This window comes from Sphingobacterium sp. 1.A.4 (genome assembly GCF_002734245.1).
Lineage (GTDB): Bacteria > Bacteroidota > Bacteroidia > Sphingobacteriales > Sphingobacteriaceae > Sphingobacterium > Sphingobacterium tenebrionis.
In genome coordinates this window covers 42,212-56,319 of the sequence record NZ_PEAZ01000052.1, presented here as the reverse complement: position 1 = coordinate 56,319, position 14,108 = coordinate 42,212, and the positions used below count along the sequence as shown (strand labels likewise).

The 14,108-nt window shown below is 41.1% G+C and carries 14 protein-coding genes; 4 read left to right on the top strand and 10 right to left on the bottom strand.

Going from position 1 to position 14,108, the window contains the following annotated elements; translation table 11 throughout:
- Window positions 1–5: 5 nt before the first annotated feature.
- The 4 genes from CRJ00_RS08395 to CRJ00_RS08380 form a co-directional block, all read right to left on the bottom strand.
- Window positions 6–569 (bottom strand): hypothetical protein, encoded by a 564-nt coding sequence (locus CRJ00_RS08395; protein WP_099366427.1) that lies wholly within the window; start codon window positions 567–569, stop codon window positions 6–8.
- Between the two features lie 207 nt (window positions 570–776).
- Complete coding sequence (gene ribH / locus CRJ00_RS08390; protein WP_099366426.1) at window positions 777–1,265, bottom strand: 6,7-dimethyl-8-ribityllumazine synthase; 489 nt, start codon at window positions 1,263–1,265, stop codon at window positions 777–779.
- A gap of 61 nt (window positions 1,266–1,326) precedes the next feature.
- A complete protein-coding gene (locus CRJ00_RS08385) occupies window positions 1,327–1,989 on the bottom strand; it encodes a tetratricopeptide repeat protein (protein WP_099366425.1) in 663 nt (220 codons plus the stop codon).
- A gap of 81 nt (window positions 1,990–2,070) precedes the next feature.
- Window positions 2,071–3,996 (bottom strand): polysaccharide biosynthesis protein, encoded by a 1,926-nt coding sequence (locus tag CRJ00_RS08380; RefSeq protein WP_099366424.1) that lies wholly within the window; start codon window positions 3,994–3,996, stop codon window positions 2,071–2,073.
- A gap of 131 nt (window positions 3,997–4,127) precedes the next feature.
- On the opposite strand from CRJ00_RS08380, the gene CRJ00_RS08375 reads away from it, so the two are divergent.
- Both CRJ00_RS08375 and CRJ00_RS08370 read left to right on the top strand, forming a co-directional pair.
- A complete protein-coding gene (locus CRJ00_RS08375) occupies window positions 4,128–5,339 on the top strand; it encodes an alanine dehydrogenase (RefSeq protein WP_099366423.1) in 1,212 nt (403 codons plus the stop codon).
- A 20-nt stretch (window positions 5,340–5,359) separates the two neighbouring features.
- Window positions 5,360–6,232, top strand: a complete 873-nt coding sequence (locus tag CRJ00_RS08370; protein ID WP_099366422.1) for an alpha/beta hydrolase — start codon at window positions 5,360–5,362, stop codon at window positions 6,230–6,232.
- Here the strand turns inward: CRJ00_RS08370 and CRJ00_RS08365 are convergent.
- The 6 genes from CRJ00_RS08365 to CRJ00_RS08340 form a co-directional block, all read right to left on the bottom strand.
- Complete coding sequence (locus tag CRJ00_RS08365; protein WP_099366421.1) at window positions 6,198–7,256, bottom strand: ABC transporter ATP-binding protein; 1,059 nt, start codon at window positions 7,254–7,256, stop codon at window positions 6,198–6,200. The genes CRJ00_RS08370 and CRJ00_RS08365 overlap by 35 nt on opposite strands.
- A gap of 61 nt (window positions 7,257–7,317) precedes the next feature.
- Window positions 7,318–8,127, bottom strand: coding sequence for an outer membrane beta-barrel protein (locus tag CRJ00_RS08360; RefSeq protein WP_099366420.1), 810 nt, complete (start codon window positions 8,125–8,127; stop codon window positions 7,318–7,320).
- A gap of 4 nt (window positions 8,128–8,131) precedes the next feature.
- On the bottom strand, window positions 8,132–8,866 hold the full coding sequence (locus CRJ00_RS08355; protein WP_099366419.1) for a hypothetical protein: 735 nt from the start codon (window positions 8,864–8,866) through the stop codon (window positions 8,132–8,134).
- The gene (locus CRJ00_RS08350) at window positions 8,847–9,410 is read right to left on the bottom strand and encodes an RNA polymerase sigma factor (protein WP_257213723.1); all 564 of its coding nucleotides are present in this window, start codon (window positions 9,408–9,410) and stop codon (window positions 8,847–8,849) included. The genes CRJ00_RS08355 and CRJ00_RS08350 overlap by 20 nt, the downstream gene beginning before the upstream one ends.
- A 65-nt stretch (window positions 9,411–9,475) precedes the next feature.
- Window positions 9,476–9,886, bottom strand: coding sequence for a tRNA (adenosine(37)-N6)-threonylcarbamoyltransferase complex ATPase subunit type 1 TsaE (gene tsaE / locus CRJ00_RS08345; RefSeq protein WP_099366417.1), 411 nt, complete (start codon window positions 9,884–9,886; stop codon window positions 9,476–9,478).
- Between the two features lies 1 nt (window position 9,887).
- Window positions 9,888–11,441, bottom strand: coding sequence for a PglZ domain-containing protein (locus CRJ00_RS08340; RefSeq protein WP_099366416.1), 1,554 nt, complete (start codon window positions 11,439–11,441; stop codon window positions 9,888–9,890).
- A 324-nt stretch (window positions 11,442–11,765) separates the two neighbouring features.
- Between CRJ00_RS08340 and CRJ00_RS08335 the strand changes: the two genes are divergently transcribed.
- Window positions 11,766–13,028, top strand: a complete 1,263-nt coding sequence (locus CRJ00_RS08335; RefSeq protein ID WP_099366415.1) for an HD domain-containing protein — start codon at window positions 11,766–11,768, stop codon at window positions 13,026–13,028.
- A gap of 15 nt (window positions 13,029–13,043) precedes the next feature.
- Complete coding sequence (gene lpxD, locus CRJ00_RS08330) at window positions 13,044–14,081, top strand: UDP-3-O-(3-hydroxymyristoyl)glucosamine N-acyltransferase (RefSeq protein WP_099366414.1); 1,038 nt, start codon at window positions 13,044–13,046, stop codon at window positions 14,079–14,081.
- Window positions 14,082–14,108: the final 27 nt, after the last annotated feature.

Sequence of the window (14,108 nt, the reverse complement as noted above, 5' to 3'; positions counted from 1 at the left end):
AATTTCTAAAATGACTTAAACTTTTCGGTTTCCATTTCTGTGAAGGAAGCTACCTTTTGGTAGGATATGCTGTCGTTTGAGCCTTTGAAAATGGTGGGTAGCACCAAGCCATTTCCGATATCCTTGTAACCATTGACGATATAGCTCTTATTGTCCATATCGATCCGTTTGATCATTCCAGACTCCTCATTGACATATACACTTCCGCTTCCGCCAAGGAAATTGTTAAAGTCTACTTTTTGCAACTTTTCCGCATTGATGATCTTGCTCTCCGAGCCGCCATCCAAGGATGCGGTTGCAATACTCGCCGGTAAGGCTAGGACCTTGAGGTCAATGTTGTATTGTGCTGCTAGTTCTGAAACCAATCCTTTAAAGTCGGTGACAGAAAGTTCTGTGCCGTTTTCGTCGTATAGACGGATTAGTTTCTGGTTCTGAACGTTGAGGATAGCAACAATATTTTCATTATCAAATGTTCCTTCAAACCTGACCAAGTTACTTTGCTTGTCCAATAAAAATTTACGGGTTCCAGTGATGCTGCCAAATTGGCTGTTTCCTGAAACAGTAAACATAATGTACTTTGTTGATTCCCACTTATTTTTACCGCCCGCGCTGTTCCATATCTTATCTACTATGTTCTTGGATTGTGCCTTAGCTAAGTTAGGACATATACTTAGCAGGGTTAGGAATAAGCAGAAATAGTAAGAGGAAACCACACTTAGCTTCCTGGATACTATTAACCTGTGTTTCATATCCTTAGTCAATCAAAAACGATACCATTAATATTTTTTGCCGATTAGGGCCATTTGTATAGCTGTTATGGCTGCTTCTTCGCCTTTATTGCCATGTTTGCCGCCGGAGCGATCGATGGCCTGTTCCAGGTTATCGGTGGTCAGAACTCCGAAAATCACCGGTTTGTTATGCTGTATGCCTACATTTGCCAATCCATTGGCTACCGCCATACAGATAAAATCAAAATGACGGGTTTCTCCTTGGATCACACATCCTAAGGTAATAACAGCATCAATATCTCTTTTTCTCAAGGCGATATCACTTCCTGATATCAGTTCGTAACTTCCAGGAACTTCGATCAGTTCAATGTTCTCTTCTGTGGCACCGTGATCTAGTAATTCTTTATAGGCACCTTTTAATAATGCGCCGGTAATTTGGGCGTTCCATTGTGAAACCACGATTGCAAATTTAAGATTCGCTGCATTTCCTACTTCGATGTGGGAGAAATCAGAAAGGTTTTTTAAACTACTTGACATTTTTGTATAAATAAAAAGGGCTACCATCGGTAGCCCTCAAAGTTAATCAATTTTTTTAGGATTACTGTTTCGCTTGTACACGTGCTAGGAAGCTGTCGATCGTAGTCGACTCGCTGCTTTGCGGATACTCATCTCTAATGCGTTGGTACGTAGATTCTGCGTTTTTGTAATCTTGAAGCTCTTCGTAAACCAGACCCAACTTCTTAAGGAATAATGGGGTAGTATAAACGTTTTTGGATTTATCAGCTGCTTTCTTGTAATAATTAGCGGCTTTATCATAGATCTTTTCTTCAGAATAGGCATCACCCAATAGACCGATAACCAATGGATCTAAGATCTCCGATCCAGTTTCGGTGTACTGCTCTAAATGGTTGATGGCTTCCTTGAAATTCTTTTGTCGTAAATATAGACCACCTAGGTAAGCATTCGCAATGTTTGCTGATTTGGTGTTTGAATATTCGTCAGCGATTTCCTTGAAACCTGGAAATGCACCGTCACCTTCAATCGCTTTCTTTTGCAAAGAATCGATGGTAGCATAGTTTTCAGCATGGTACATCTGGTTTGCTGCTTTCTCTGCACGTGGCGCTAGATATAGTCTTTGGTACCCAATATACAATAGGATCAATACAATGATTCCTGCTACAATAAAGGTGATACTCTTTTCGTTTTCTTGGAAAAATGATTTCTTCGTGCCTGAAGAAACGGTTTGATTATTTTGTGACATTCTTTGTTTTAATAGATTATGGAAGGCAAAAATACACTTTTAAAGAATACTTGCAATAATTATAGAAAAATATTTATTTAATTAAGGGTTAAGGGAAGCCATCTTTTCCTTGTCCAATTGCTCATAGATGGAGTTTTGGCTCAGGAATTCAGGAACGATGACCTTCATCTGACGGACAATATTTAAGTTGTTGTGGCTTTCTAAAGCCTTAGAAAGGTTTAAAACTTCTTCTTTTACCCTGTTGAAATCGTTTCCACGGACCTTGGCGATCATGATCTTCTCATGGTGGGTAGGCAAGGTGTTCTCCAGGTCGTTCAATAATTCTTCATACAATTTTTCGCCAGGACGTAAACCGGTGAATTTGATTTCGATATCCTTGAAAGGAACATAACCGGATAATCGGATCATCTTTTTGGCAAGATCCACGATTTTAACGGATTTCCCCATATCGAACACAAAGATTTCGCCGCCCTGGCCCATATTACCGGCTTCTATAACCAGCTGACAGGCTTCGGGGATGGTCATGAAATAACGGGTGATGTCAGGATGGGTCACCGTAACAGGCCCACCCTTTTCGATCTGATCCCTAAATCTTGGAATAACAGACCCATTTGAGCCCAAAACATTTCCGAACCGCGTGGTAATGAAGCGGGTAGATTTGATGCCGTTCTGCGTGGATAGATATTCGTTTAAGGATTGTACATATTTTTCAGCTATCCGTTTGGTAGCCCCCATGATGTTCGTAGGGTTTACGGCTTTATCTGTAGATACAAAAACGAACTTTTGGATGTCAAATTCCACCGATAGATTGGCCAAAAGATAGGTTCCAAATACATTGGTCTTCACCCCCTCGCTCGGGTGGTTCTCCATCATCGGCACGTGTTTATAAGCAGCCGCATGGTAAACAAAATGTGGTTTAAAGGTTTCAAACAATTGGCGCATTCTTTCCTCGCTGCGGATATCGGCAATAAAGGTATGGTAGATCTGGTTTTTATAGAGGTCCTGAAGGTCCAATTGAAGGTTATGTAAAGGCGACTCGGCCTGATCACATAATATGATCATCTGCGGCTCATATTTACTCAATTGCTTGGATATTTCTGAACCTATAGAGCCTGCGGCACCTGTTACCAACACCCGTTTTCCACGCAACTGATCGAATAGTTTTTCATTGGAAATCTGTATGGGCGCTCTTTCCAACAGGTCTTCGATACGAACCTGTTTGATCTGGGCAGGGGAAAGATCCCCGTTCAATATTTTATTTACAGGAGGTAAAGTCAGTACATTGATGTTCTGCTCCAAAGCGATATCAATGATCATGTTCTTGTTGTCGATATCGATATTGGATGAGGCAATGATCAGTTCATCGATCCCATATTTTTTGATCATCCTTGGGAATTCCTTCGAACTGTAGATCTTTAATCCATCAATGGACTTTCCGATCTTTTCCTCATTATCATCGATGTAAGCTACAATAGTCTTCTCCGATCGGAAATCGTGCTCAAAAGTCCGTTTTACGGCGATCCCCAGATCGCCAGCACCAAAAACAACCGCATTCTTACGTCCGTTTCTTGTTGATTTGGTATATTGGAAGAAGATCTTGATACAAGTACGGTAGGTGGTTAGGCCTGTAAAAGCAAACAGGGCATAGATGATGATCAGGTTGAGCGGGATGTTCACCGGGATTGCTAAAGCGATCAGCAATAATTTGGCAATGAACATGATGATGGCCGTGAAGACGATCGTAGATAAAATCCGGATGGAATCTACCGCAGAGGTATACCTTACGATACCACTGTAGAGTCGAAATACCAGAAACGAAAGGGCAGTCAGGGACATGCAGAATAAGAACTCGATCGAGAAATCGATTTTGGAAAAAGAATCGAGTTGAAAATTATTGTATAGCGTGAATGCGAAAATAAAAGCACATGCTGAAATAGCGATGTCGAAACTAAAGATTATCCACCGAGGAACAATCTTGATATGATTCAAAGGCTTTAGTAGTTTCATCGTACCTGGTTAGTTTGTAAACTTACGATTTATTGTTTCTAATATGTGATTAATTGTCAAATATAATCCTTTATGGCTGTTTAATTGAAATAATATTATGTATTTTTAGCATAACTTATTTTTTGTGTAAAATGATGAATGTGTCCAAATTAGCGCAACAGGGTGTGTTACAGCCTCAAGAAGCGCTGTTAAGTAGCGGGAAGAAAAGGGGACAATTGGCCATAGGAATTCCAAAAGAACATACTTTTCAAGAAAACAGGATCGCACTAACGCCATTATCCGTAGGTTTATTGGTGGAAAATGGGCACCGGGTAATCCTGGAGAGTGGTGCTGGGAATGCCTCCAATTTTTTAGACCACCACTACAGTGAACAGGGTGCACAGATCGTACATGATAAAAAAGAAGTTTTCCAGGCCGATATCATTATCAAAATATCCAGTCCTACACTCAAGGAAGTGGAATTGATGAAAACCAGACAGGTGCTTTTCAGTTCGCAGCAGCCATCCCTTATGTCATTGGAAGTTTTGAAGGCTTTGATGAAGAAACAAGTTACCTCCTTATCCTTTGAATATCTGCAGGACGAAGGGGGGCATCTTTCGGTTGTCCGCGCCATGAGTGAAATTGTGGGTGCGACTTCTGTTCTGATAGCAGCAGAATATCTTTCGAATGTTTTTGATGGTAAGGGCCTGATGTTGGGTGGTGTTACGGGTGTTCCTCCTACCGAAATGGTCATTATCGGGGCTGGTACGGTTGGGGAATTTGCCGCAAGAACAGCCATTGCATTAGGAGCTCAGGTAAAGGTTTTTGATAGTTCGGTATACCGGCTTCGCCGGTTGCAGAGCAATGTGGGGAGCCGTGTCTTTACTTCGATCATCCAACCTATTGTGTTGAACAAGGCCGTGAAATCCTGCGATGTGGTTATAGGGGCCGTGCGGGCAAAGAACGGGCGTACGCCATGCCTGATTTCGGAAGATACGGTATCCAAAATGAAACCCAATTCGGTGTTGATCGATGTTAGTATCGATCAAGGGGGCTGTTTTGAAACATCAGAAGTGACCAATCATGGTAAGCCTGTATTTAAGAAATACGATGTGATCCATTATTGTGTTCCGAATATTGCTTCCCGGGTGGCTCGAACGGCGACTTATGCTCTAACGAATATCTTTACGCCCATTCTGTTGGAGATCGGTGAAGCAGGAGGAATGAACAATATGATCTGGGCAAATCAAGGCATCAGAAGTGCCATTTATTTGTACCATGGCAACCTAACCAACAAGGATATGAGCGAAAAATTCAATCTACCTTGTAAGGATCTGAATCTGATTGTCATGGCCAATCTGTAAATAAAGCCAATCCTAAACCTATGAAAAAAATAATGTTGATCGTATTTACCGTGATTAGTTTGCAAATTAATGCCCAAGAGACTGGGGTTAAAAGTTATTTATATGGTGATCAAGAGATTCCGGATGCTGCTAAGCCTATTTCCGAAATGGAAGAAGCAGATAAGCCAAAGCTCTATGCCCATCTGGCCACATCGAATGTAAAAGATGACTTGGTGTTCTTGATCATTCCTGGAGGAGGTTATGCGCGGGTTGCTATTGGTCATGAAGGCCATGATGTGGCAAAAAGGCTAAATAGCTTAGGATATCATGCCTATGTGCTGGATTATCGTTTGCCTAAGGTAGAAACCATGAAAGATAAGCGCTTTGGTCCACTACAGGATGCACAAATGGCGATGCAAAGGATACGGAGAGAAAACAAAGGGAAAAAGATAGTGGTGATTGGATTTTCGGCGGGCGGTCATTTGGCGGGAACATTGGCTAATTTTTATGACAAACCGCAAGTAAAAGGCTGGAAAAAGGCTGACCTTCGACCTGATTTCTCCATACTTTGTTACCCCGTGATTTCGATGGAAGATGGAGTAACCCATAAAGGATCTAAGCAGAATCTGATCGGTCCTGTTTCATCGCAGACTGATGTGGAACTTTTTTCATTGGATAAACAGGTCAGCAAAAAGACACCGCCAACATTTCTGATGAGTGCGAAAGATGATCAGGCTGTGCCGATAGAAAATAGTTTGAGGTATCAGGAAAGTTTGAAAAGATTCGCTGTTCCAAATACGCTATATACCTATGAAAAGGGCGGACATGGGTTTGGAATGCATAACAAAACCAGTGATGCCGATTGGTTTGCTGAAATGCTTAAATGGATTTCGGTTCAAAAACATGGTAAGTAGTTACGAGAATATCAATTCTCGTATTTTTTTTAACATCTAACCTTGGGAATTGGATCTGATGAAGGGTAACTTCTTCATTTCCAATGATCAATTCGTTGTAAAATCCACGGAATCGGACCTCCTTTATCCAATAATTGCCATTCAAGTTCAATTCTGTCTGTATATGTTCCTGTTGGATAGCAATGGGATGCTCAGTCTCTATACCTAATATTTTTGCCTCATTGGGCTGTAGGATATTACTTTTAGCCAATAATCGGGCAGTGTAAGGATGATGCGGCCAATTATATAAAGCATGTGGGTCTCCCGCATCGGCAATTTTACCGTTCTTCATCACGATAAGTTTATTGGCCATGGCCAAAACCTCTGCAGGGTCATGGGACACCATTACCAACGTTAGGCCGGTTTCGGCAACGATCTGTTGGATGTCCTGTTGCAATTCGTCACGAAAGGCAGCATCCACCTGGTTGAATGGCTCATCCATAAGCAATACCTCGGGATCATTGATCAATGCTCGACAGATGGCCACCCGTTGTTTTTCGCCGCCACTGAGGTCTGCCACACGTTTTTTTGCCAAATGGTCGATCCTTAATCGCTCCAGTGTTTCCTGGGTTTTGCTCGCCTTTAGAGCAAGGTTGGTATTGGAAAGTTGGGAAGCCACATTATCCCATACTTTGGCATATAGGTTAAGATCATCAAGTCCTTGGGAAACCAATTTCATGGAATCATGTCCTGGGATAAGCTTGTCCTTTCGGGTGGGAACCAACCAACCTCTGTACCTCACTTCGCCACTTGTTGGCTCCAACATACCGTAGATTAGTTTCAATAGGGTACTTTTGCCACTTCCCGATTCCCCGATGATAGCCGTAATCTGTCCTTCCTCAATGCCAAAATGTACATGATCTACCGCTGTAACAGTAATGTTCCCTTCGAAAACACAGGAAAGGTCTTTTCCGTGGATCAAGGGGAGATCCGGTTGTTGAACATCAGAAAATATATATTGACAAGAGTTAGCTTGTTTACCCATAAAAAAATGTCGGACCTTTAGGATCCGACACAAAAATACATTTTACATTTCATTTTTCTTTTTAAAAGCCCAAGGTAATACCGAAAGCAAGGTTTCGTAGGCCTTCCTGATTAGGACTTTTTTCGAACAGGTCGTTCATATAATATTTGGTGAAAAGACCAAAGTTGTCATATCCTATCCTTACAAACGGACCATATTGGAAGGTTTGGAAGTTATAGTTGTCTTTGTATTTCTGTTTACCGAACTCTTCGCTCTTCAAGCGTTGTGTTCCTTTTAATAATACCCCTGTCATGGCGCCAAAGGCAAGTTTCACTCTTTTTCCGCCACTCAATTGACGTGTTCTCAATTCAAAACTCAAAGGCACTCGCAGATAGGTTGAAGTGATCACATTCTTGGAATATTTAGCATCTGGATTCAAATCATCATAAGAGATAGGGGATTGATCCTGTAATAGGAGCACATCGTTTTTCAATCGCCAATAATTCCATTCAAATCCTGCCGAAAGATACATTTTGAAATTGTCATTGAACCTTATACCGAATTGCGCAATATCAAATCCGAAATTGGAGGACTTCTTGTAGCTCATGAATTTATTGTCCTCGGAAAGGGTAAAGCTGCCATCGTCAGACAACCTGGAAAAACCCCAATCTAACCTGGTGAAGGTAATTCCGCCATAAGTTCTTGGGTATTTGGAATCAGCATCGCCATCATCTTCTTGCTCATCCTGGTTTTCGGAATCCTGCTTGCCAATGCTGATGCTTACCTTATCAGAACCTTCTTTTTTCTCTTTCTTATAAACAATCTGTGCAGAACTCATGGATAAACCAAGGATCAAAGTGGCAAAGCTGGCCAGTAAAAATTTAAGTTTCATAGTATTATTTGGTTTTTGTAATCAATTTGGATAAATCTATTTTAATGGTTCCTTCTTCGTCTTCTGAAAACTCAACATCCTTGTTGATGATGTTGATATTATCAGCAACATTGTTCAATAGCCTGACAAATAACCCTTGTTTGGGCTTAGTGGAAGCAATTTCTGTCTTATTCAAAATGGCCTCCGTAGGTTCTGCTGTTAAATTTACCTGAGGAGCCGTTGATTTGGCAGTCAAGGGTTCTGCTTCCCTTGTCAGACTACCCGCTCCATCCAATTCCATTGCTGTATCCATCGGTTGTAATGCCGGTACTTGTACCTGCTGCCTGCTCTCCACTGGAATAACCGCTGCTTTTTTGGGTTGCTCTTTGAGGGCAATTGTTCTGGCATTTGGTTTTGCTTCCTGGAGTACAACTTCTTCCTTGGTAATAGGTGCCTCCAATTTTTCCGCTACCACTTGTTCCGGTTTCGGGGATTCAACTTCTTCCTTGATTTTGGGTAAATATTCCTTTTTCGGATCCACCTGCTCCTCCTTGAACTGGGAAAGCTTAAACGTAAATCCCAAAGCCAATAATAAGGTTGCTGCAATGCTCCATGTTTTCCAAGGAAACATCTTTTTAACCTTTGCAGGCTGTTTCTGATCGAGTGCAGACTCCATCTTTTCCCAAAGGTTTTCTGGAGGCTTTACCTCCAAATCCCTTAGGTTATCCTTAAAGATTTTATCAAATTCTTGATCTTTCATGTATGTTTTCCTCCATTTTTTTCAACTTTTCCTTTAGCCATTGTCGAGCTCGGGAAAGTTGGGATTTCGAAGTGCCTTCTGACATATCCAGCATCTCCGCAATTTCTTTATGATTATAGCCTTCAATAGCATACAGGTTGAATACCGTCCTGTAACCTATGGGTAATTCCTTTATCATGTTGAGTAGGTCTTTGTAGCCCAAACTGTGCATGTCAAAATCAGCCGGTAGTTCATGGTGATCCTCAGAAATGCTGTCTGTGGTTTGGAAAACGGTCTTGTTTTTCCTATAATATTCTATAGCTGAATTCAGCATGACCTTACGTATCCAACCTTCCAAAGAACCTTTACCTTCAAAGTTTTGACCTTTGCTGAACACCTTGATGAAGCCATTCTGTAGGATGTCTTGTGCCGATTCTGCATTTTCAGCAAATCGTAGGCAGACAGCATACATTTTTGGGGCGAAATATTGGTACAATTCCGATTGTGCCTTCCGATTGTTAGATAGGCATTCTTTCCAGGTATGTAATAATTTCGCAGGCTCCAATTGTGTTCGGTTTATAAGTAAGACGCAGCTGAGCCAAGGATGGTTGCGTCAGTATGAAAAAAATATTAAATTAATTGAATGTGACGTCTGAACTGATCGTCAACTTGGATGCTGACCTCGATGGCATCCTCAGGAATAAGGTTGGGGATTTTTTCTGGCCACTCGATAAAACAGTAATCCCCAGAATAAAAATACTCTTCGTAGCCGAGATCATAAGCTTCCTGTTCATCTTTTAACCTGTAAAAATCAAAGTGGTAAACAGGTCCAAGGGCAGAGCTATATTCATTGACAATAGAAAAGGTAGGACTGGAAGTCGCATCTTCCACACCCAATTGCTCACATATGACCTTAATAAAGCTGGTTTTTCCGGCACCCATAGGGGCCTTGAAAATGAACACTCGTTTATCGTTCGCTTGTTGGAGCAGCCATGTTGCCGCTGCTGGTAAATCTTCCAGGTTACTGGCGATAAATTCCATATTATTTTGGGCTATAAGTAATGAATGGGATAATCATTTCCTCGAGGGAGATACCTCCATGCTGAAAAGTCCCGCCGAAATAATTCACAAAATGATTGTAGTTGTTCGGATAGACAAAGTAGGTGTCTTCTTTTGCGAAAACAAAGGAAGAGCTGACATGGATTCTTGGTAATTGCGCCTCCGTTGGATTTTTGATCACAAATACGTCCTTATCCACATAATTCAGGTTTTTACCCTGTTTATACCTCAAATTGGTATTGGTGTTTCGATCACCGATAATCTTACTCGGTTTTCTCACCCGGATGGTTCCATGGTCGGTGGTAATAATAACCCGAACCTGCCGTTGGGAAAGCCATTTCAATACTTCCAATAAAGGTGAATGTTCAAACCAGGATAGGGTGAGCGATCGGTAAGCAGCCTCATCATTGGCAAGCTCCCTGATCATGGCCATATCAGTTCGAGCATGTGACAGCATATCCACAAAATTATAGACAAACACATTCAGGTCGATCTGCATGTGTTTATTAATGTTTTCCAAAACATCTTTACCTTGCTCTAAGGTAATGACCTTGGTGTAGCTATGTTTGATTTCTCTTCGATAAAGTCTTTTGATCTGATCAGATAGGAATACATCTTCATACAGGTTTTTTCCACCCTCATCATCATCATTCTGCCATTCTTTCGGGAAACGTTTTTCCATTTCCAAAGGAGTCAGGCCAGAAAATATAGCATTCCGAGCGTATTGGGTGGCTGTAGGAAGGATACTGAAATAACTATCTTCCTCTTCCACCCGGTAATAATCCGTGAGGACTTCATTGATGACCTTCCATTGATCGTACCGCAGGTTATCAATCAAAAAGAAGAAGGTTGGCTTGTCCGGCTCCATTTTCGGGAACACCTTTTTCTTGAACAATTGGTGGGAAAGGGTGGGGCCCTGCTCCGGATTTTTGATCCAATTCAAATATTCCTTCTCGATGAATTTAGAGAACAATAGGTTGGCTTCAGATTTTTGCATGGTCAAGATTTCATGCATGCCGGCATCCTCTAATTTTTCTAAAGAAAGTTCCCAATACAAGAGTTTTTTATAGGCTTCTACCCATTGTTGATGATCGAGATCCTCATTCATGCGCATTCCCAATTGACGAAAATCCTGCTGATAAGCCATGGAAGTTCGTTCCGATACCAACCGCTTGTTTTCGGTAAACTTTTTAATGGTCAGAAGGATCTGTTTGGGATTTACAGGTTTGATAAGGTAATCATCTATTTTAGCGCCTATCGCTTCTTCCATCAGATGTTCTTCTTCATTTTTGGTGACCAGTACGGTAGGAATGGAAGGGTTGATACCTTTAAGGATATTCAATGTTTCTAAACCGGTAAGTCCCGGCATGTTTTCATCCAGAAATACCAGATCAAAGGGTTCACTCTGGAATGCTTCTACAGCATCCGCGCCGTTGTTCACGGTCTTGACCTTGTAATCCTTTTGTTCCAACAACAAAATATGAGGTTTTAGGAACTCAATTTCATCATCTGCCCAAAGTATGTGTATTTTCTGCATGTATAGTCCTGAGTAATGGAGGCTAATTTACGGATATATGTTTAGAACTAATAAAGAAGATAGTAATTTAAGTAATCATTAAAATTATGTGTTTATAACATATATTACATCTTTTATTGGAATTTTGATGAGATTTGTAACAATTGATCGAGATATGAAAGTTAATTGGGACTATAAAATGCGGTTTTCCTCTCAATTTTGATGGTTTTTGATATAATTTTAACATTTATTAAGTACCATCTGTGTATCTTTGCGCGTATCTTAGCCATAGCGTTCGATGAAAACTCATGGTAAATGGCTAATACTTAATCACTTTAAAGCAGATTGAACAAGAAAAAAATAATAAATGATCCAGTTTACGGTTTTGTGACAATACCGTCGGGGTTCATTTACGACCTAATCCAGCACCCTTTTATTCAGCGATTACGCTATATTAAGCAAGTCTCGATGACCCATTTAGTATACCCTGGCGCATTGCACACCCGATTTCAACATGTTATCGGCGCCATGCACCTGATGGGATTGGCGATCGAAACCTTGCGGGGAAAAGATGTTCAGATCTCTGAAGAGGAAGAAGAAGCTGTTTTGGCCGCTATTTTACTGCATGATGTTGGTCATGGCCCATTCTCTCATTCCTTAGAACATACTTTAGTGGAAGGGGTATCGCATGAATTGATCTCCTCCTTATTGATGGATAAGTTGAATATCGAGTTTTCAGGACGTTTGGATCTGGCCATCACCATCTTCAAGGACCAATACCATCGTCGGTTTCTGCACCAATTGGTCTCTAGTCAATTGGATACGGATCGGATGGATTATCTGAACCGGGATAGTTTTTTTACCGGTGTGTCGGAGGGCGTCATCTCTTTTGATCGGATCATCAAAATGCTGAATGTAAAGGATGATGAATTGGTGGTTGAAGTAAAGGGAATCTATTCGGTAGAGAAATTTTTGATTGCCAGGAGGTTGATGTATTGGCAGGTCTATCTGCATAAGACGGTCATTGCAGCAGAACAGATGCTGATAAAAGCTTTGGCTAGAGCTAAAGAGTTAAGCAACAGGGGCGAGAAGCTTTTTGCAAGCCCTGCATTGCAACATTTTTTACTGAATCGCATCAACAAGGAAACTTTTCTGTTGGATGAGTCGCATTTAACATGGTTCACTCGTTTAGACGACACTGACATCATGTCTGCCATAAAATCTTGGGCCGATCATCCGGATTTGATTTTGAGTAAGTTGTGTGGTAAAATAATTCGTAGGGAACTATTCAGAACGGAGATGAGCAATGAACCTTTTTCTGAATCCTATCTGGAAGAGTTGAGAGAGCGGGTAGCAGAGAAATTTGGTCTTTCTGCTCAAGAAGTTGGTTATTTTGTGTATGATCAGGTAGTGGGGAATAGTGCCTATGATTCATCGACCGGTAAGATATGTGTGTTGGATAAGCATGGCGAGCTGAAGGATATTGCGGAAGCCTCGGATTTATCCAATATTGAAGCACTGACAAAACGGGTAAATAAATATGCCGTAACCTATCCAAAAGAAATCGGATATATAACACAGCACCAACATACAATTATTAACATATAACTTTAGTATTTTTTAATGCAATTTACCGCAGAACAAATAGCAAATTTACTCCAAGGTACTGTAGAAGGTAACTCAGAGGTGGTTGTTGACCAGCTATCCAAGATAGAAGAGTCAGGACCATCAAGTTTGACCTTTCTATCAAACCCCAAGTACGAGCAATTTATCTACCAGATCGAAGCAGGGGTTATCGTGGTGAACGAGGATTTAATCCTTCAAAAGCCAGTAAAATCAACTTTAATCCGTGTCAAAAATGCCTATTCGGCTTTTACCGAATTATTAAAATTATACGATCAACTGTTGAATGACCGCTCGGGGATTGAAGACAATGTGTTCATTCATGAAACGGCAAAAATTGGTCAAGATCATTATATAGGTTGTTTCAGCTATATCGGTAAGCAAGTGAAAATTGGTGATCAGGTTAAAATCTATCCCCAGGTTTATATTGGGGATAATGTAGAGATTGCCGATGGTACGGTGATTTACCCTGGCGTAAAAATATATAGGGATTGTAAGATTGGCAAACAGGTCATTATTCATGCAGGGGCAATTATTGGTAGCGATGGCTTCGGATTTGCACCTCAGGAAGATGGTTCTTATGCCAAGATTCCGCAGATTGGAAATGTGATCGTGGAAGATGCGGTGGAGATCGGTTCCAATACGGTGATTGATCGGGCAACCTTAGGATCCACGATTATCCGTAAAGGGGTTAAACTGGACAACCTGATTCAGATTGCCCATAATGTAGAAATTGGAGAAAACACGGTTATTGCTGCACAAACAGGGATTTCGGGAAGCACAAAAATTGCTGAACAAGTGGTTCTTGGCGGACAGGTAGGTGTTGTAGGGCATATCAGCATTGCGAAAGGCACCCAGGTACAGGCGCAATCCGGAGTGAACAAATCCTTGAAAGAAGAGAATAAGAAATGGGGTGGTAGTCCTGCCTTTCCTTACAATAATGAGCTGAGATCGCAGGTATTGTATGCAAAGCTTCCGGAAATGGAAAAGCGCATTGCAGAGCTTGAAAGGCAATTAAAAGACAAAAATAATAGCTAACTTTACCCGATATTTTTTGCAATAACA